The following is a 17,986-nucleotide window of genomic DNA, read 5'->3' on the forward strand; positions in this document are numbered from 1 at the left end:
CTCAACGCTCCTTGTTCTGGCGTGTGCTGCACGTTCGCATCGCATGCAGCACCGCACTGTCGGCAGGTTTGTCGCTGCGCACCCAGCCGTCGGGCAGCCGAATGCCGCATTCCTCGTGGCGCTCGAGCGCTTGCGCCACGGCGGGCATCCTCATGCCTCGACCCGGCCAGACAGCGCCTCGGCGACCAGCAGCAGACCGGAGTGGTCCAGCGAGCCGTAGCCCATGGCCCGGCCGGCCGCGATCAACTGCGCGGTGAGCGCGCCCATCGGGATGGACACCTCGGCCTCGCGGGCGGCCTGCAGGATGATGCCCATGTCCTTGTGGTGCAGGTCGATCCGGAAGCCGGGCACGAAGTTGCGGGCCAGCATGGTCTCGCGCTTGAGCTCGAGGATCTTGCTGCCCGCGAGCCCGCCGGCCAGCACGTCGAGTCCCTTGGCCGCGTCCGCGCCCAGGTTCTCCATCAGCAGGATCGCCTCGGCGACGAGAGCGTAGGTGCCGCCGACGACGAGTTGGTTGGCCGCCTTGACGCACTGGCCCGCGCCGCTGCCGCCGACCAGCGCGAAGGTCTTGCCGACCGTCTGGAAGATCGGTGTCGCGGCGGCGAAGTCGGCCTCGGAGCCGCCGACCATGATCGAGAGGGCCGCGTTGATCGCCCCGTTCTCGCCGCCGCTGACCGGGGCGTCGAGCACCCGGAGATCGTTCTTCTTGCCCTGCTCGGCGGTCCACTTGGCCGTCTTCGGGGTGATCGTGGAGAAGTCGATGTAGAGCGTGCCCGGGACGGTGTTCTGCAGGATGTCGGGGAAGACCTGTTCGATCTGTTCGTCCTGGGGCAGCATCGTGATGACGATGTCCTTGTCCCGGACCGCTTCCGCGACGCTCGCTGCGGCGGAACCGCCTGCCTCCTTCAGCTTTTCCAGGCCCTTGGGGCCGATGTCATACCCGGTTACTTCGTGTCCGGCCTTGACCAGGTGTCCCGCCATCGGGCTGCCCATGATCCCGAGGCCGATAAAGCCGATCTTGCTCATTTCATCCACTTCCAATCAAGCTCGGGGTCTTTGTATTCGAGGCCGATCCAGCCGTCGTAGCCTGCGGCGCTGAGGGTTTCGAAGAGCGTGGCGAAGTCGAGTTCACCGGTGCCCGGCCTGCCGCGACCGGGATCGTCGGCGATCTGTACGTGGCCGATGTATTGGGCGTAGGTCTTGATGACCTGGATGAGGTTCTCGTCCATCCGGGCCAGGTGGTAGAGGTCGCAGAGGAAGCGCACGTTCGGCTCGCCGGTCTGCTCGATCACGCGCACGGCGTGCTCGGCGCTGACGATCGGATAGTGCGGCGACTCATGCGCATTCAGCGCTTCGACCAGCACTGTGGCGTCGATCCGTGCGGCGGCGCGGGCGGCCAACCGCAGGTTCTCCAGTGCGAGCTCGTCCTGCTTCGCCGGGTCCTCGCCCGCGACGCGGTTGCCGTAGAGGGCATTCAGCGCGCGGCAGCCGGTGCGTTCGGCGATCCCGACGGCCACCTCGATGTTGTCGCGGAACCTGGCGATCTCACCGGGGACGGAAACGAGGCCGCGCCCCACCGGAATCAGATCGATGAAATTCAGGCCGACCAATTGCACACCGGCATCGTCGATCGCGCGAACAAACGCGTCGATCTCATTGTCCGCCGGTGTCGGATCTTCCCCGAAGGGCCACCAGAATTCGACCGCGTCGAAACCGGCGGCTTTGGCGGCGGCCGGACGCTGCAGCAGTGGCAGGTCGGTGAAAAGAATAGAGCAATTGACGTCGAATTTCGGGAGACCGGACTCCCCTGTGTAATGCTTCACTCAGCTCCTTCGCGATATTTCTTCCAGCTGCCGATGCGGGTGATATCGATCAGCTCCGGGTACGACGTGGGCGGTCGGCGCAGCACCATCGACAGGACCGACCTGCCGTCGTCCAGCTCGATCGCGCCGAGCTCCAGCTCGGGCGGCTCAGCGGGTAGCAGGTGTTCGCGGAGTACGTCGAGTGGCACGTCGAACAGCTCGCCGGTGATCGAGTAGCCACCGTCCGGCGACGGGTCGAGGCCGGGAAAGCGGTCGCCCACCGAGAAGAATCGGTAGCGCGGAGCGGTTTTCGCTTCTCCGGCGAACGGCGCGCCGTTCAACAAATGGTTGAGCGGCCCGCCGCGCATGGCGGAACCGTTCAGGAAAATCAACGGCATAATCGGGTCCTTTTGTGTCGAATTTCACCAAGTATGCGGGGATTACGCGGTGCCGGGATAGATGAGATCAACCCAAAGCTGATCGAGCAATTCGAAGCACCGTTTGTATGATGCTCCAGCTGAATGGCTTCACCAGATTGGCAGCAAGTCCCGATGGATAGGGCCGTCGCTGGTCGTGAGCGGTTGCGTCGAGCCGCCGCGGCGCACCGCGACGATCTCGGCGGCGATGGCGACCGCGGTCTCCTCGGCGGTGCGCCCGCCGAGATCGAGCCCGATGGGCGAATGCAGGAGGGCCAGTTCGGTTTCCGAGAGGCCGGCGGCGCGCAGGCTCGCCATTCGCTGGTCGTGGGTACGGCGTGAACCCATCGCGCCGACGTAGGCCACCGGTAGGCGTAAAGCCCTCTCCAGTAGCGGAATATCGAACTTCGCATCATGGGTCAGCACGCACAGCACGGTCCGGGAGTCGACGGTGGTGCGGGCCAGGTAGCGGTCGGGCCACTCGACGACGACCTGGTGCGCGTCGGGGAAGCGTGCCTGAGTGGCGAAGATCGGGCGGGCGTCGCACACGGTGACGTGATAGCCGAGAAACCGGCCGATCCGCGTCACGGCGGCCGCGAAATCTATTGCACCGAACACGATCATGCGTGGCGGCGGTACATAGGATTCCACGAAGATGGTGACCTCACTGTCACCGCAGCCGATGACGCGAACGCCGGTGGCGGCCACCTCGAGCATCGCCCGAGCTTCAGCCACCACGACCGGGTCGAACGTCGCCCCGAGCGTCCACCACGGCCCCAAAGCCATTGCGGCCCCGGTGCTCAGGTCGCGCACCAGCGCCACCGGCTCGGCCGATCGGAGCAGCGCTTCGATCGTGTCGTATTCGGCGGGGGTGATCGGCTGGATGAACACCTCGATCTTGCCTCCGCAGGTCAGTCCGACGGCGAAGGCGTCGTCGTCGCTGTATCCGAAGGTTTCGCGCACCGGTCGCCCGGTGCGCAGTGCCTCGCGGCAGAGCTCGTACACCGCGCCCTCGACGCAGCCGCCGGAAATGCTGCCGATGACAACACCTTCAGCATCCACCGCCAGCGCGGCGCCCGGTGGCCGTGGCGCGCTGCCGCTGACGCCGATGACGGTGGCGACGGCGTAGGACTTGCTCGCCGTATGCCATGGCAAGAGTTCTGCCGCGAGGTCACGCATTGCTATTCGCCGTTCTATCCGCCGAGCAGTAGTTCGATGGCCGTGATGCCGAAGTAACCGGCGAACACGACGCCGACAACCCAGATCAGCCAGTGGATTTCGCTGAATTTGCCGCGCGCCGCCTTGATCACTACGAACGCGATGACGCCCGCGCCCACGCCGTTGGTGATCGAGTAGGTGAACGGCATCAGCACGATGGTCAGGAAGGCGGGCACCGCGACTTCCAGGTCGGCCCAGTCGATCTTGCGGGCCTGGGTCATCATCAGCGCACCGACCAGCACGAGGGCCGGTGCGGCCGCCTGGATCGGCACCACGGCCGCGAGCGGGGTGAACAGCACTGCGAGGCAGAACAATCCACCGGTCATCACGCTGGCCAGCCCGGTACGCGCGCCCTCACCGACGCCCGTCGCGGACTCGACATACACGGTATTGCCCGCGCCGCCACTGATTCCGCCGATCACCTGCGCGACACCGTCGATGGTCAGCACCTTGCCGAGGCCGGGCATGGTGCCGCGCTCGTCTAGCAGTCCCGCCTCGTCACAGACCCCGAACACCGTGCCCATGGCGTCGAAGAACCCGGTGAGTACCAGGGTGAACAGCACGACGCCCGCGACAAGCCCACCCGCCCTGGCGAATCCGCCGATCAGGTCGATGTGGAGCAACAACCCGAAGTCCGGCGCGGCGAAGAAACCCTTCGGCGTCTCCGGCACGACCGGCCCCCACGTCTTCGGATCGATCTTCGCCAGCGAGTTGACCGCGATGGCCAGCACTGTGGCGATGGCGATGCTGATCAGGATGGCACCGGGCACCTTTCGGATGAACAACGCCAGCATGAGCAGCAGTCCGACGGCGAAAATCACCACCGGCCAACCCGAGAGGTGTCCGGCGACGCCGAGCGTGACCGGTGGCCCGGTCTGCGAGCCATGGCCGACCACGCCCGCGGACACCAGGCCGATCATCGCGATGAACATGCCGATCCCGACGCCGATGGCGTTCTTGAGCGAGAGCGGGATGGCGTTGATGATCATCGTGCGCAGGCCGGTCGCGGCCAGGATCACAATGATCACGCCCATCAGCACCACCAGGCCCATGGTCTGCGGCCAGGTCATGTGCGGAGCCGCCTGGAAGGCGACCACCGGAACGACGCCGAGGCCGGCGGCCAGGGCGAGCGGCACGTTGCCGACGAGGCCCATCAGGATGGTGCTGAGCCCGGCCGAGAACGCGGTCGCGGTGGTGAGCTGGGCGATGCTCAGGCTGTTGCCGTCGATGTCCTGTACCCCGCCGATGATCAGCGGGACGAGCAGGATAACGTAGGCCATCGCTACGAAAGTGGTGATACCGCCGCGTATTTCGCGGGAGATGGTGGTGTTGCGTGCACTCAACCGGAAATATCGGTCGAGCGGGGACCTTCCGGTGACCGGCTCCGGGACGGAGGAGTGGGTCTGGACTTGGGTCATGGCGTGCCCTCCTCGGGGCATGGCCGACCTACGAACCGGCCGTTACGGCCGGATCGCGTGGTTCGGTTCTGCTGTTGTGGGGCCTGCGCTGTGTCGTGGAGACGAAGCCGCGGTCGAACGGACCCGCCGCTGGAACGAACCATCTCGTTGACACGAAGAGACACAGCCCCTGTTGATCAACTGCTCCGGATGATGTCTTCCGGACGCACCGGCACTCGGTTGATGTGCACGGTTCCGCCCGCGGATCGGCATGCGTCCCGAATGGCCGAGACGATCGCGGGTGTCGAGGAGAGCGTGGGTGGCTCTCCGGCGCCGCGCAGCCCGTATGGGGCGTGCGGGTCGGCGTTTTCGAGAATCTCCAGCCGCTGTGGCGGCGTATCGAGAATCGTGGGGATCAGGTAGTCGGTGAACGACGGGTTGAGCACCTTTCCGTCACGGACTTGAATTTCCTCCATGACCGCCAGGCCGAGGCCCTGGGTGGAGCCGCCGTGGATCTGCCCCTCCAGCGACAAGCGGTTCATGATCTTTCCTACGTCCTGGACGGCGTCCAGGGCGACGACCTTGACCAGGCCGAGTTCGGTGTCGACATCCACCACGGCCCGGTGCACGCATAGGGCGAGTTGGGTGTGGCTGTTGCCCTGTCCGGTCACGGGATCCATGCCGGTGGTCGGCTTGTGGTGGTATTCCCTTGTCTCCTCGATGATTTCGTCACCGAGCAGGTCGACGATGGCGGCGTAGACCTCGCCGTCGCGGGAGACCACTTTGCCGCCGACGAGGTGGAGGCCGCGGGTGGCGCCGAAACGTCCTTGGGCGAGCGCGAGTACCCGCATCCGTACCGCTTCGCACGCGGCCTTCACCGCGCCGCCGGTCATGTAGGTCTGTCGAGACGCAGAGGAGGAACCGGAGTCGCCGACCTGGTTGTCGGCCGGGTGGATGGTCACCCGCTCGATGCCGAGTTCGGTGCGCGCGATCTGCGCTTCGACCGTGACCAGGCCCTGGCCGACTTCGGCCGCGGCGGTGTGCACCAACGCCACCGGTTCGCCGCCGATGACTTCCAGCCGCACCCGAGCCGTGGACAAGTCGTCGAAGCCTTCGGAGAAGCAGATGTTCTTGATGCCGACGCCGTAGCCGATGCCGCGCACGACGCCCTCGCCGTGCGTGGTCTGCGAGACGCCGCCGGGCAGGTTCCGGATATCGGAGGCGTCCAGCGGCGCGGGCAGCGGCATCGCCTGAGCCTGGCCGAGCATTTCGACCATCGGCATCGGCGCGTGCACGATCTGCCCGGTCGCCAGTTTCGATCCCTGCGCGACCGCATTGACCTGCCGAACGTGGATCGGGTCGAGATCGAGTGCCTCGGCAACCTTGTCCATCATCGACTCGTGCGCGAAACACGCTTGCACCGCGCCGAATCCGCGCATCGCACCGCAGGGCGGGTTGTTGGTGTACACCCCGTAGGCGTCGATCTTGATGTGCGGAATCTCGTACGGGCCCACCGCGAGCGAGGACGCGTTACCGGTGACATTGAGCGTCGCGGAGGTGTAGGCGCCGCCGTCGAGCACGATCTGCACCTCGGCGAAAACGATCTTTCCGGCGTTGGTCGCGCCGTATTCGTACCGCATCTTCGCCGGATGGCGGTGCACATGCCCGAAGAAGGATTCCTCGCGGTTGTACATCATCTTGATCGGCTTGCCGGTGTAGAGCGCGAGCATGCCCGCGTGGATCTGCATCGACAGGTCCTCGCGGCCGCCGAACGCGCCACCGACTCCGGCCAGGGTCATCCTGATCTTGTCGTCGGGCAGCGCGAGACAGGGACCGATCTGCTTGAGGTCGTTGTGCATCCACTGGGTCGCGACATAGAAGTCGAGCCCGCCGTCCTCGCCCGGCGCCACCAGGCCCGCCTCGGGGCCGAGGAACGCCTGGTCCTGGATGCCGACCTCGTAGTCGCCGCGAACCACCACGTCGGACATGGCGCGACCGACCGCGATATCGCCGACCCGGACGGGCTGATGCCTGGCGATTCCGCCGCGCTCCTGCACCTTGTTGGATTCTGGATCGGCGACCACCGCGAGCGGATCGGTGACGGGCGTCAACACCTCCCACTCGATCGCGATCACCTCGATGGCGCGGCGCGCGATCTCCGGGTGGTCCGCGGCGACGAGCGCGATCGGCTCGCCGTGGTGGCGGACCTCGCCGATGGCGAGCACCGGCTGGTCCCAGGTGTGGTCGAGGCCGTAGACGTTGCGTCCCGGCACATCCTCATGGGTGAGCACCGCGTGCACGCCGGGCAGCGCGAGCGCATGGGTGATGTCCATGCTGACGATGCGGGCGCGCGGATGCGGGCTGCGCAGAGTGGCGCCCCACAGCATGCCGTCCATCCACAGGTCGGAGGCATAGGCGAACTCGCCCTTGACCTTCAGGTTGCCGTCCGGCCGCAGCGGGCTTTCGCCGATGCCGCCCTTGCCCGGCGCGGCGACCTCGCCGGGGAATCGCGTGGTGCGTGCGGTGGTCATCGCTTCTCCTCTCGCCGGCGGGCGTCGGTACAGCCACTCGGTGATGTCATGCCCGTCCCCGCATCAGCCGTTTGCGCGCGGCGGCACCCGCGCGACCCACCTGGTCGTGCGAGACCGTGCGCAGTTCGTCGTTTTCGACCACGGTGCGGCCGCCGACGAGCAGCCTGGCCAGCGGCGGCGTCGGTCCGAAGACCAGCGCGCAGATCGGGTCTTCGACAGCGGCCCGGAATCCGTCCACCCGCCACATCGCGATGTCGGCGAGCTTGCCGACCTCCAGGCTGCCGATCTCCTGCTGGCGGCCGAGATTGCGGGCGCCCCCAAGGGTTCCGATCTCCAGCGCCTGCCGGGCGGTCAGTGCGGTCGGTCCGTGCACGGCACGCTGGAACAGCATGGCCTGGCGCATCTCGCCCGCCATCGAGGTGAGCTCGCTCGACGCCGCGCCGTCGACGCCGAGGCCGACCGGCGCGCCCGCGCGCAACAGCTCGGAGACGCGGGCGATACCCGCCCCAAGGCGAGCGTTGGAACTGGGGCAGTGGGCCGAGCCGGTACCGGTTTCGGCGAAGCGGCGGATGTCGGCGTCGTGCAGGTGCACCGCGTGCGCGAACCAGACGTCCTCGCCGAGCCAGCCGAGCTTCTCCATGTATTCGACCGGGGTGCAACCCATCTGCTCACGGCAGTGTTCTTCCTCGTCGAGCGTTTCGGCGAGGTGGGTGTGCAGCCGGACGTTCTTGGTGCGCGCCAGCAGCGCGGCGTCGGTCATCAGGCCCTCGCTCACCGAGAACGGCGAGCACGGTGCGACGGCGACCCGCAGCATCGAGTCGAACGACGGATCATGGTACTTGTCAATGGTTTCCGAGGTGTTGAGCAGGATCTCGTCGCGCTCCTCGACCACTTCGTCCGGCGGCAGCCCGCCGTCGGACTGGCCGCGGTCCATCGAGCCGCGGCACGGATGGAACCGGATGCCGAGCTCGTGTGCGGCCCGGACCTCGGCGTCGAACAGGTCGCCGCGGCCCTTCGGGAAGACGTAGTGGTGGTCGCTGCTCGTGGTGCAGCCGGTCAACGCCAGCCAGCCCAATCCCGCTGCGGCCGCGCCGTATACGACGTCGGCGTCCATGCCGGCCCAGAGCCGGTAGAGACCGGTCAGCCATTCGAACAGCGTCGAGTCCTGGAACAGGCCCTGGCTCGCCCATTGGTAGAGGTGGTGGTGGGTGTTGACCAGGCCGGGTGTGACCAGGCAGCCGGTGCCGTCGATACGTTGCGCGTCGGGCACGATGGGTGCCGGTCCCGCGCCGAGGGATTCGATCCGGCCGTTCGCGAGCACCAGGTACCCGGACGCGATCTCCGGGCCGACCACCGGTGCGATGTAAGCGTTTTCGATGACAGTCTTCATTGCGCCGCCGCCTTCCGCTGGGCCGCGAGCCGCACGGCGTCGAGGATCTTCTCGTATCCGGTGCAGCGGCAGAGGTTTCCGGCCAGTGCCTCGCGGATCTCCACATCCGAGGGATCGGGATTGTGCTCGATCAGGTCGTGTGCCTGCACGATGAGACCCGGTGTGCAAAAACCACATTGGACCGCGCCCGCTTCGACGAACGCCTGCTGCATCGGATCCAGTTTCGCGCCCCGTGCCAGACTTTCCACGGTCCGCACCGAACAGCCCTCGGCCTGACCGGCCGCCACCAGGCAGGAACACACCGGCGTGCCGTTCAAATAGACCGTGCAGGAACCACATTCGCCCTGCTCGCAGGCGTTCTTGGAACCCGGAAGGCCCATCCGCTCGCGCAGCATGTAGAGCAGGCTCTCGCCCTCCCACACGTCGTCGACGGTCTCCGTCGAGCCGTTCACGTCGAAGGTCACGCGCATCAGGCTGCCTTCCTTTCTGCTAGGTGGTCCGTCCATGCCCAGCCGAGGGTGCGGCGGGCCAGCACCGACAAGGCGTGCTTGCGGTAATCGGCGGTGCCACGGACGTCGTCGATCGGCTTGGCGGCGGCCGCGACGAGCGCGCCGAACTCGCGCAGCACCCGGTCGGCGAGCGGCGCCGGATCGTGCCACGGCAGCTGCGTGGCCAGGAATTCCTCGGCGGGCTGGGCGCGCAGCGGCGTCGGGCCGGACGAGCCGATGCCGGTGCGCACCGTCCCGGTGCTCGGGTAGAGCGCGATGGCGAACGAACACACCGCGATCACCATGGCGTTGCGGGTGCCGACCTTCGAAAAGTACTGCGGCCCTTCGGCGGGCGGCAGCCAGACCCCGCTGATCAGCTCGTCGGCTTCCAGGGCGTTCTTGCGCACCCAGATGTAGAAGTCGTCGATCGGGATCATCCTGGTGCCGCGGGCCGCCGACGCGACCTCGACCACGGCGTTGCCCGCGAGCAACGCCGGGTGGGCGTCACCGGCGGGCGAGGCGCCGCCGAGGTTGCCGCCGACGGTGCCGCGGTTGCGGATCTGCGGCGAGCCGACCGAGCGGGAGGCCTGGGCCAGGCCGGGCAGCTGCCCGCCGAGCCGGTTGATGATCCGGACGTACGGCACGCCGGAGCCGATCCGGATCTTGCCGTCGATCTCTGTGTAGTCGAACAACTCCCGGCACGGATTCAGGTCGAGTAGAGCGCTCGGGCGGCCCTTGTCGAAGTTGAGTTCGACCATCATGTCGGTGCCGCCCTGAATGGGGGTGGCGTCCGGGCGGCCTGCCTTGATGTCCAAGGCGTCCGCCCAGCTGGTGGGTCGTAGGAAATCCATCGTCACTCCCACGCGGGCCCGGCGGCGGGCGCGTCCTCGCGCAGCACGGTGCCCTCGATCAGGCCATAGGGGCGGTCGGCGGCGTAGAACACCTCGTTGTCGTTGTCCAGTCCGAAGGCGGACAGGTCGACGACGAAGTGGTGCTTGTTGGGCAGCGACAGCCGGACCTCGCCGATCTCCGGGCAGGTGTTGAGCACACGCTCGCCCATCGCGTACAGGGTCTGTTGCAGTGAGTAGCTGTAGGTTTCGGCGAACGCCTCCAGCAGCGCGCGCCTGGCCTCGCGGTAGGTTTTGTCCCAGTCGCTCGGCTCGCCGGTGAAGCGCCACTCCGCGTTGACCTCGGTGGCGAGGACGCGGTCGTAGGCCTCCTGCAGCGTCGTGTACTTGTCCTTCAGGTAGCCGTGGAACTCCGAACCGGTGGAGTTCAATACCACCAGACCCTGCAAACCCGCGACGACCCAGGCGTTTTCGCCGTCGTAGTGCACCCGCGCGGTGCGCACCTCCTGGCCGGAGCGGACGAACGAGTGCCGGTCGGTGCTCGCGTCGAGCACGATGCGTTCCCAGGCGTATTCCTCGACGCTGACCCGTGCGTGGTGAATGGTCGGCTGCGAATCGACGAAATGCTGTGCCAGCAGGACACCGAACGCCTCGGGCGAGGAGATGCCGTGTTCCTTGGCGAACGCGAACACGGTGTTCTTCTGCGTGTCGGTGGTCAGCACCGCGCCGTTGTCGCCGGTCAGGTGCACGTCATCCATGTCGCCGGAGAGCGCGACGCCGACATTGAGGTCTCGGATCTCTTGCACGCCACCGTTTTTCGTCACGCTGACGACATGGGTCTCCGCTTTGCCATATCGGTTCGGTCCGAGCTTGATCGACATTGTTCAGCTACCTCGATAGGTGGAGTAGGAATACGGACTGAGCAGCAGCGGCACGTGGTAGTGCGCGGCCGGGTCGGCGACGGTGAAGTCGATGGCGACCGAGGGGTAGAAGGGGCTGATCTCGCCGGTGTCGAAAGTCAGCCGGTGCGTGCCGGTTTCGGGCGCGGGCAGGTCCTTGATGCGGCCGTCGTCGTCGGTGTGCCGCTCGGCGAGCACGGCGCCGTCGGCGCGCGACAGCTGCACCCGCAGCCCCGCGGCGGGGCGACCGGTCACCGCGTTCAGCACGTGGGTGGACAGACTCACTGCTCCCCCAGCAGCTTTCGCACACGCAGGCGGGTGATGTCGGCGAGTTCGCTCTGCACCTTGATGCGTTCGTCGAGCTCCGAGTTGGCCAGGCGCTTGCGCAGCTCGGTGAGCATCTCCGCGGCGCTGCGCCCGGTGGCGCGAATCAGGAAGACATGGCCGAAGCGTTCCTCGTAGGCGAGATTGCCCGCGGCGAGCTCGGTGCGCACCGCGGTGTCCGCGGTCGCGGCGCCGGACTGTTCACCGCGCGACCACGCCGCCTCCCGCTCGGACAGCTCCGCCTTGGCCCGGTCGCCGATGCGCGGATGCGCCGACAGCGCTTCCTCCACATCCGGCCAGCCCAGCTCACACACCGCGGCTACGGCGGCGGCGGTGGCGCTCGCGGCGTCGGGGTAGGGCCGCGAGGCCGCCACCTTCTGTGCCCACTGCTTGGACGCACAGCAGGTCAGCAATTCCTGCTCGGCCCGGTCCGGCGGCAACGCGTTGAGCCATCCGATGTCGCCTGCCATCTGATCTCCTGTCGGGGTTCACCAATCTGTTCCGCAAGTACACCCGCCGAGGAACATCGCAGCTAGAAACGAGAAATCTGAACTGTGCGACAGTTCACACCCAACTCTTTGTGCGAATGTCCAAGGGCATTTACCAGGGGTGCGACTGTTAGCCTTCGCAGCGTGCGCCTTCGATCACTGCTGACCATGGCGGACCTGGGGCTCGAGCTCGTCACCGGCGAGGAAGAGCTGGACCGGTTCGTGCGTTGGGTGGTGACCACGGACATGCTCGATCCTGGTCGCTACCTGTCCGGAGGCGAGCTCGTGCTCACCGGCCTGCAGTGGCGGCATGATCCCGCCGACAGCGAGGTGTTCGTCCGGGCACTCGCTCAGGCCGGGGTGGCGGGGATGGCCGCTGGTGACGCCAGATACGGGGGTGCGCCGCCCGATGTGGTCGAGGCCTGCCGCAAGCATCGGATTCCGCTGTTCCGGGTCCCGGAGAATGTCGCGTTCGCCCAGGTCACCGAACAGATAACCCGTAACTTGTCGACCGGGCGGGCCGCGGATCTGACCGCGATCCTGGACCGGCATCGCCAGCTCGTCTCGGGTGCCGGACTCGGCTCGGTGCTGGAACTCATCGAACGCGATCTCGGCATGCGATGTTGGGTGGTGTCCTCCACCGGACGCGCGGTGGCCGGGCCGGGCACGCCGCCACCGGTCGAGGTGACCACGGCGTTTCTCAGCGCCCGTCGACTGCCGGTCACGTTTCTGCATGAGAGCAGCCGGTTTTCGCTGTTCGCCGTGGATGAGCATCGGACATCGCGGGCCGCCGACTGGTTCCTGGTCTTCGAGGGCGACTACACCGAATGGCCCGAGGAGCGGCGCGCGCTGGCCGGCGAACTCGCCGCGGTCGTCTCGCTGGAACGCGCGCGACAGGACGATCGGCAGAGCGCCGAGGGGCGGCTCGCGCAGGAACTCGTCGAGTTGATCGTGTCCGACGCCAAGCCGACCGAGATCATCTCGCGGCTGGAACTCACCGGGCTCGGGCCCGCCGAGACCTATATCGCGGTCGCTGCCGCCGCCGATGACACGTTGCGGCCCGGCGAGTTACGGGTGCTGCTGCGCGAAATCCTGTTCGGCAGAAGGCCTGCCGCCGGTGTGGTGGACGGCGAGGCGATCGCGCTGATTCCGGCAGGTCCGGATACTCCCGTGATCGACGAAATCAACCGTGCGGTAACCGCTTTGGAACCCGGACTACGCGGCAGCCGACTATCCGTCGGCGTCAGCGGCGTGGTCGACGGCGAGGGCCTGCGCGGTGCCGTCGAAGAAGCCCGCTACGCCCGGCGGATGGCCGCGGGCCGACTGCAACCCGCCAGCGTCGTCGGCCACGACGAGCTCGCGACCCACATGCTGCTGCTCGCCTCGGTCCCCGACGAGGTCCGCCGCATGTTCCGCCTGCGCCTGCTCGATCCGCTCACCACCTACGACCAGGACAATCGCGCCGACCTGGTGCACACCTTGGAGACCTTCCTGGAGGTCTCGGGCTCCTGGACCAAGTGCGCCGATCTGCTGCACGTGCACGTCAACACCCTGCGCTACCGCATCCAGCGCATCGAAGAACTCACCGCCCGCGACCTGTCCCGCCTCGAAGACCGCGTCGACTTCTTCCTCGCGCTGGCCTTGCGCTGAGTCGCGCCGATCCGCTTGGCGCCCAACAGCTTCAACCGCTACGGTGCTATGCCACCGACCTGGATGATCTTGCCGAGGCCGAGGCGCGGCATCAGGTCCTGATGCAGGATGCGGAGCAGGTCGGTCAGGACTGCCTGCTGTTCGGCGGTCAGACCGGAGAGCAGGTCGAGCTCGCGGGCGAGCACTTGATCGACCAATCGCTCGACCAGAGCGTGCCCGGCCGGCGTGAGTGCGACGACCACGCCACGCGAACCGTCGTCGAGTGTTGTCCTGGTGACCAGGCCCTCCCCTTCGGCGCGGGCGACCCGCTGGGAGATCGCGCCCGCGGTGAGCATGGTGCGTTCTTTGAGTTCACGGGTGGTCAATTGGTACGGCGGACCGCTGCGGCGCAGCACGCTGAGTAGGTCGAGGGTGGCCGCGTCGGCACCCTCGGCGGCCAGCACTCGGCGTCGGTCGTCGCCAAAAGCCTTGGCCAGATGCCATATTCGCGTCACGACGCCGATGCCGTCGACCGGCGTGCCCGGCCGTTCACGGAGCCACGCGAGCGCGATAGCGTCGACCGGATCGTTGTCGTCCATGCCACTCCTCGGTTGCGTTTAGACCTAAATGAAGTCTATGTTTAGGTCTAAATGTACTCGATGAGGGAGATCGACATGGGACGCAACATCGTGGTAACCGGCGGGGCCACCGGAATCGGCCGGGCGATCGCGCGCATTTTCGCGGCAGCGGGCGATTCGGTGGTGATCACCGGCCGCCGGGCCGAGGCGCTACAAGCGACAGCGGCGGAACTCGGTGTCACAGCACGCGTGTGCGACGCGACCGATCCCGCGCAGATCGAGGCACTGGTCGACCAACTCCCCCGCGAGATCGACGTGCTGGTCAACAACGCGGGCGGCAACACCGACTTCGACATGGATGCGCCGACCGACCTGAAGAGTCTTGCCGAAGCCTGGCGGGCCAACCTCGACGCCAATCTGATCAGTGCGGTGCTGATGACCACGGCACTGGACGACCGACTGGCAGCCGGCGGGTGCGTGGTGAACATCGGCTCGATCGCAGCGGACAAGGGTGCGGGAGCCTACGGCGCAGCCAAAGCCGGACTCGCCTCATGGAACGTCCAGCTGTCCGCGGAGCTGGGGCCGCGCGGTATCACCGCGAATGTCGTTGCCCCCGGCTACATCTCCGACACGGAGTTCTTCCGCGACAAGCTGACCGACGAGCGGCGCGACTCACTCGTCGCGGCGGCACACACCCGCCGAGCCGGAATTCCCGATGACATTGCCGCCGCGGTGCACTATCTCGCCTCACCCGCGGCCCGGCAGGTGACCGGTCAGGTGCTTGCGGTCAACGGCGGCGAACGCACCACTCGATGAGTGCGGCGAGTCCGGAAATCCAGGCGCGGCGCGCGGTGCAAGGCGGGCAATAGGGTCGATCCGGGCAAGTCGGCAGACAGGGGCTAGCATGGGCGAGCTGGTAACGGTGGATTTGCCGATCCCAAGGTGGTTCGATGACTAAAGCTGTTCCACGGCCGGTTGCACTGGGCGATGATGCGGCCCGGACACTGGCTAATGCCACGAAGAGCGTTCCGCAGATGGAGTCGATCACCCCACGGTGGTTGGTTCATCTGTTGAACTGGGTGCCCGTCGAGGCCGGTATCTACCGGCGTAACCGGGTCACCGACGAACAAACCGTCGATATTCAGTGCGATAACTTCGACGAGTCTCCGCTACCGGAGACATTTATCGACTACGAGCGAGACCCGCGGGAGTATCGACTCAAGGCCGTGCACACGATCCTCGATGTGCACACCCGCGTCTCGGATCTGTATTCGAGCCCGCACGATCAGATTGCTCAACAGTTGCGGCTCACCATCGAGGCAATCAAGGAGCACCAAGAGGGCGAGCTGATCAACAGCCCGGACTACGGTCTCATCGCGAATGCCACGAAGAAGCAGCGGATCTCGACGATCGCCGGCCCGCCGACGCCGGACGACCTCGACAACTTGATCACGAAGGTCTGGAAAGAGCCGGGATTCTTCCTCACCCACCCGCAGGGCATCGCGGCGTTCGGCAGGGAATGCACCCGGCGCGGTGTGCCGCCGCCGACCGTGAGCATGTTCGGGTCGCAGTTCCTGACCTGGCGCGGGATTCCGATCATTCCGTCGGACAAGGTTCCGGTGGAACGCGGGAAGACCAAGTTCGTGCTGATCCGCACCGGTGAAGCCCGTCAGGGTGTGATCGGGCTGTATCAGCCGGGACTGGCCGGTGAACAGGGACCGGGCCTTTCGGTGAAGTTCATGGGTATTGATCGCAGCGCGATCGCGTCATATCTGGTGTCGCTGTACTGCTCGCTGGCGATTCTGACCGACGATGCGGTGGCAGTGCTCGACGGAGCCGAGGTGGGCAAGTTCCATGACTACGCACCGACCTACCGGAGCTGACATCTCACGCCCAGGCGACGATGGCGGCGCCGAGTGGATGCTGCCGGACGAGGCGACGCTCAATCGCCTTGCCGGTGCGTTCTTCTCGGCGCTGCCGTCGGGGTCGGCGGGTCTGCCCGCCGCACCGGCGGGCCTGAGTGTGGCGCAGCCCGATATGCCGACGTCGCCGCCGAATGTGCCGGTGCCGTCCCCGGTGCCTGCCGCGACAGCGGCCGGCGCACCGGGGTTTTCCGGTGCGACGCATCCGGGTGGACATATACCGGCCGCGGCACCCTCTGGCGTGCAGGGTGTTTCGAGCACCACCCCACCCGGCGACCGAACTCCGGAACCGTCGGTGCCTGGAGCGCTCGGCGGCTCCAGCGCCGCGTCTCCCGGCGGCCGCACGCCATCGGCCTCGTCTCCGACAACATCAGGCGTGCAGGGTGTTTCGAGTACCACGCCACCCGGCGGGCGTACTCCAGCTCCGTCGGTGCCGGGCGTCAACGGCACCACACCCTCCGGCAGCGGCACTGTACCTGCTGGCGCACAGGGTTTTTCGGGGACCACGCCACCCGGCGGCAGTACACCGGAGCCATCGGTGCCGAGCTGGGGCCGCGACGTGCCGATGGCCGATGCGGCCGGGCAACCTGCGCATCCGCCGGTGAGTACCGCTGGCATACACAATGACCCGTTCCTCACCGCGCTGCCGTCGTTGCGCGGAGTGCTGTCGCCACAACGCTTTCCCGATGCGGCGCCGCAGCATTCGTCACCGGCGCCGAGCTTTTATTTCCTGGATGCGGCCGGTCCTGCGGCATCGATCCCCGCGTCGTACCGTGTGCCCGACGCGCATCCGCCCTTCGACGTGCACGCGGTGCGCAACGACTTCCCGATCCTCCGGGAACAGGTCAACGGCCATCCGCTGGTGTGGTTCGACAACGCCGCGACGACGCAGAAGCCGCGCTCGGTGATCGAGCGCATCGCCCATTTCTATGAGCACGAGAACTCCAATATTCACCGTGCCGCCCATGAATTGGCGGCCCGGTCCACCGACGCCTACGAGCAGGCCCGCGATATCGTGGCCCGGTTCATCGGCGCGTCCTCGGCCGAGGAGATCATCTTCGTCCGCGGCGCGACCGAGGGCATCAACCTGATCGCACAAACGTGGGGCCGCAAGAACATTCGCGCGGGCGACGAGATCATCATCTCGCACCTGGAGCACCACGCGAACATCGTCCCCTGGCAGATGCTGGCCGCCGAGACCGGCGCGCAGCTGAAGGTCATTCCGGTGGACGACAACGGCGAGCTGATGCTCGGCGAGTACACCAAACTGCTTTCCGATCGCACCAAACTCGTTTCGGTGACCCATGTTTCGAACGCGCTGGGCACTATCACGCCGGTGCGGGAGATCGTCGCCGAGGCGCAGCGGGCCGGGGCGGTCACCCTCGTCGACGGCGCGCAATCGGTCCCGCATACCGCCATCGACGTACGCTCGATCGGCGCCGATTTCTTCGTGTTCTCCGGACATAAGCTGTTCGGGCCCACCGGAATCGGCGTCGTCTATGGAAAATCCGAGATACTGCAAGACGTTCCGCCCTGGCAGGGCGGCGGCAACATGATCAGCGATGTGACGCTGGAACGTTCGCTGTTCCAACCGCCACCCGGGCGATTCGAGGCGGGCACCGGCAATATCGCCGACGCCGTCGGCCTCGGCGCCGCCATCGAATATGTCGAACGCCTCGGCATGGACACGATCGCGCGCTACGAGCACGAACTGCTCGAGTACGCGACACCCCGGGTCGCCGCGGTGCGCGGTATCCGGCTGGTCGGCACCGCCGCCGACAAGGCGAGCGTGCTCTCCTTCGTCATGGCGGGCTACGAGCCGATCGAGGTCGGAAAGGCGTTGAACGAGAAAGGCATCGCGGTTCGGGCGGGCCATCACTGTGCCCAGCCGATTTTGCGGCGCCTCGGGCTGGAGGCGACGGTGCGTCCATCGTTCGCCTTCTACAACACCTGTGCGGAGATCGATCGGATGGTCGCCGTTCTCGAACAACTCGCCGCTAGTTCGCCGCGGTGAACGCGGCGTCCGGCAGAACCTGATCGAACACCTTTACGTCAG

At 66.9% G+C, this 17,986-nt stretch carries 18 protein-coding genes; 4 read left to right on the forward strand and 14 right to left on the reverse strand.

Annotation, left to right across the window (positions count from 1 at the left end; translation table 11 throughout):
• Position 1: 1 nt before the first annotated feature.
• The 13 genes from ACFWF1_RS07465 to uraD all read right to left on the reverse strand — a co-directional run bounded on the left by ACFWF1_RS07465 (position 2) and on the right by uraD (position 11,783).
• Positions 2 to 139 carry a hypothetical protein gene (locus tag ACFWF1_RS07465; protein ID WP_379290858.1) on the reverse strand — a complete coding sequence of 46 codons (138 nt, stop codon included), beginning with the start codon at positions 137 to 139 and terminating at the stop codon, positions 2 to 4.
• Between the two features lie 11 nt (positions 140 to 150).
• Positions 151 to 1,026: an NAD(P)-binding domain-containing protein gene (locus tag ACFWF1_RS07470; protein ID WP_357383999.1), complete on the reverse strand. Its 876-nt coding sequence runs from the start codon at positions 1,024 to 1,026 to the stop codon at positions 151 to 153.
• A complete protein-coding gene (locus tag ACFWF1_RS07475) occupies positions 1,023 to 1,823 on the reverse strand; it encodes a hydroxypyruvate isomerase family protein (RefSeq protein ID WP_379290857.1) in 801 nt (266 codons plus the stop codon). The genes ACFWF1_RS07470 and ACFWF1_RS07475 overlap by 4 nt, the downstream gene beginning before the upstream one ends.
• Positions 1,820 to 2,200, reverse strand: coding sequence for a gamma-glutamylcyclotransferase (locus tag ACFWF1_RS07480; RefSeq protein ID WP_357383995.1), 381 nt, complete (start codon positions 2,198 to 2,200; stop codon positions 1,820 to 1,822). Before ACFWF1_RS07480 ends, ACFWF1_RS07475 begins: the two co-directional genes overlap by 4 nt.
• Positions 2,201 to 2,329: 129 nt before the next feature.
• Entirely contained in the window at positions 2,330 to 3,397 is a 1,068-nt protein-coding gene (locus ACFWF1_RS07485) for an XdhC family protein (protein ID WP_379290855.1), read from the reverse strand.
• 14 nt (positions 3,398 to 3,411) lie between these two features.
• Entirely contained in the window at positions 3,412 to 4,854 is a 1,443-nt protein-coding gene (locus ACFWF1_RS07490) for an NCS2 family permease (RefSeq protein ID WP_379290854.1), read from the reverse strand.
• 176 nt (positions 4,855 to 5,030) lie between these two features.
• Positions 5,031 to 7,364, reverse strand: a complete 2,334-nt coding sequence (locus ACFWF1_RS07495) for a xanthine dehydrogenase family protein molybdopterin-binding subunit (protein ID WP_379290853.1) — start codon at positions 7,362 to 7,364, stop codon at positions 5,031 to 5,033.
• A gap of 46 nt (positions 7,365 to 7,410) precedes the next feature.
• On the reverse strand, positions 7,411 to 8,754 hold the full coding sequence (locus ACFWF1_RS07500; protein ID WP_379290852.1) for an 8-oxoguanine deaminase: 1,344 nt from the start codon (positions 8,752 to 8,754) through the stop codon (positions 7,411 to 7,413).
• Positions 8,751 to 9,224: a (2Fe-2S)-binding protein gene (locus tag ACFWF1_RS07505; protein ID WP_379290850.1), complete on the reverse strand. Its 474-nt coding sequence runs from the start codon at positions 9,222 to 9,224 to the stop codon at positions 8,751 to 8,753. The genes ACFWF1_RS07500 and ACFWF1_RS07505 overlap by 4 nt, the downstream gene beginning before the upstream one ends.
• Positions 9,224 to 10,093 (reverse strand): FAD binding domain-containing protein, encoded by an 870-nt coding sequence (locus ACFWF1_RS07510; protein ID WP_379290848.1) that lies wholly within the window; start codon positions 10,091 to 10,093, stop codon positions 9,224 to 9,226. The genes ACFWF1_RS07505 and ACFWF1_RS07510 overlap by 1 nt, the downstream gene beginning before the upstream one ends.
• Before the next feature lie 2 nt (positions 10,094 to 10,095).
• A complete protein-coding gene (gene pucL, locus ACFWF1_RS07515) occupies positions 10,096 to 10,971 on the reverse strand; it encodes a factor-independent urate hydroxylase (RefSeq protein WP_379290846.1) in 876 nt (291 codons plus the stop codon).
• 3 nt (positions 10,972 to 10,974) lie between these two features.
• On the reverse strand, positions 10,975 to 11,274 hold the full coding sequence (gene uraH / locus ACFWF1_RS07520; protein WP_379290844.1) for a hydroxyisourate hydrolase: 300 nt from the start codon (positions 11,272 to 11,274) through the stop codon (positions 10,975 to 10,977).
• On the reverse strand, positions 11,271 to 11,783 hold the full coding sequence (uraD, locus tag ACFWF1_RS07525) for a 2-oxo-4-hydroxy-4-carboxy-5-ureidoimidazoline decarboxylase (RefSeq protein ID WP_379290842.1): 513 nt from the start codon (positions 11,781 to 11,783) through the stop codon (positions 11,271 to 11,273). The genes uraH and uraD overlap by 4 nt, the downstream gene beginning before the upstream one ends.
• A 162-nt stretch (positions 11,784 to 11,945) precedes the next feature.
• Here uraD and ACFWF1_RS07530 point away from each other — a divergent pair, with 162 nt between their 5' ends.
• Positions 11,946 to 13,451: a PucR family transcriptional regulator gene (locus ACFWF1_RS07530; RefSeq protein ID WP_379290841.1), complete on the forward strand. Its 1,506-nt coding sequence runs from the start codon at positions 11,946 to 11,948 to the stop codon at positions 13,449 to 13,451.
• A gap of 38 nt (positions 13,452 to 13,489) precedes the next feature.
• Here the strand turns inward: ACFWF1_RS07530 and ACFWF1_RS07535 are convergent, their stop codons facing one another.
• Complete coding sequence (locus tag ACFWF1_RS07535) at positions 13,490 to 14,029, reverse strand: MarR family winged helix-turn-helix transcriptional regulator (protein ID WP_379290839.1); 540 nt, start codon at positions 14,027 to 14,029, stop codon at positions 13,490 to 13,492.
• 75 nt (positions 14,030 to 14,104) lie between these two features.
• Here ACFWF1_RS07535 and ACFWF1_RS07540 point away from each other — a divergent pair, with 75 nt between their 5' ends.
• The 3 genes from ACFWF1_RS07540 (at position 14,105) to ACFWF1_RS07550 (ending at position 17,944) form a co-directional block, all read left to right on the forward strand.
• Positions 14,105 to 14,824 (forward strand): SDR family NAD(P)-dependent oxidoreductase, encoded by a 720-nt coding sequence (locus tag ACFWF1_RS07540; protein WP_379290838.1) that lies wholly within the window; start codon positions 14,105 to 14,107, stop codon positions 14,822 to 14,824.
• A 134-nt stretch (positions 14,825 to 14,958) separates the two neighbouring features.
• Positions 14,959 to 15,891: a family 2A encapsulin nanocompartment shell protein gene (locus ACFWF1_RS07545; protein WP_357383968.1), complete on the forward strand. Its 933-nt coding sequence runs from the start codon at positions 14,959 to 14,961 to the stop codon at positions 15,889 to 15,891.
• Complete coding sequence (locus ACFWF1_RS07550) at positions 15,863 to 17,944, forward strand: family 2A encapsulin nanocompartment cargo protein cysteine desulfurase (RefSeq protein WP_379290837.1); 2,082 nt, start codon at positions 15,863 to 15,865, stop codon at positions 17,942 to 17,944. The genes ACFWF1_RS07545 and ACFWF1_RS07550 overlap by 29 nt, the downstream gene beginning before the upstream one ends.
• Positions 17,945 to 17,986 lie beyond the last annotated feature (42 nt).

Origin of the sequence: Nocardia sp. NPDC060255 (genome assembly GCF_042727395.1) — a bacterium.
GTDB lineage: Bacteria > Actinomycetota > Actinomycetes > Mycobacteriales > Mycobacteriaceae > Nocardia.

Bases quoted from the DNA above. Each gene is read 5' to 3' on its own strand.
- ACFWF1_RS07470 (WP_357383999.1), bottom strand. From the start codon at position 1,026: ATGAGCAAGATCGGCTTTATCGGCCTCGGGATCATGGGCAGCCCGATG.
- ACFWF1_RS07480 (WP_357383995.1), bottom strand. From the start codon at position 2,200: ATGCCGTTGATTTTCCTGAACGGTTCCGCCATGCGCGGCGGGCCGCTC.
- ACFWF1_RS07485 (WP_379290855.1), bottom strand. From the start codon at position 3,397: ATGCGTGACCTCGCGGCAGAACTCTTGCCATGGCATACGGCGAGCAAG.
- ACFWF1_RS07490 (WP_379290854.1), bottom strand. From the start codon at position 4,854: ATGACCCAAGTCCAGACCCACTCCTCCGTCCCGGAGCCGGTCACCGGA.
- ACFWF1_RS07495 (WP_379290853.1), bottom strand. From the start codon at position 7,364: ATGACCACCGCACGCACCACGCGATTCCCCGGCGAGGTCGCCGCGCCG.
- ACFWF1_RS07500 (WP_379290852.1), bottom strand. From the start codon at position 8,754: ATGAAGACTGTCATCGAAAACGCTTACATCGCACCGGTGGTCGGCCCG.
- ACFWF1_RS07505 (WP_379290850.1), bottom strand. From the start codon at position 9,224: ATGCGCGTGACCTTCGACGTGAACGGCTCGACGGAGACCGTCGACGAC.
- ACFWF1_RS07510 (WP_379290848.1), bottom strand. From the start codon at position 10,093: ATGGATTTCCTACGACCCACCAGCTGGGCGGACGCCTTGGACATCAAG.
- pucL (WP_379290846.1), bottom strand. From the start codon at position 10,971: ATGTCGATCAAGCTCGGACCGAACCGATATGGCAAAGCGGAGACCCAT.
- uraD (WP_379290842.1), bottom strand. From the start codon at position 11,783: ATGGCAGGCGACATCGGATGGCTCAACGCGTTGCCGCCGGACCGGGCC.
- ACFWF1_RS07535 (WP_379290839.1), bottom strand. From the start codon at position 14,029: ATGGACGACAACGATCCGGTCGACGCTATCGCGCTCGCGTGGCTCCGT.
- ACFWF1_RS07540 (WP_379290838.1), top strand. From the start codon at position 14,105: ATGGGACGCAACATCGTGGTAACCGGCGGGGCCACCGGAATCGGCCGG.
- ACFWF1_RS07545 (WP_357383968.1), top strand. From the start codon at position 14,959: ATGACTAAAGCTGTTCCACGGCCGGTTGCACTGGGCGATGATGCGGCC.
- ACFWF1_RS07550 (WP_379290837.1), top strand. From the start codon at position 15,863: ATGACTACGCACCGACCTACCGGAGCTGACATCTCACGCCCAGGCGAC.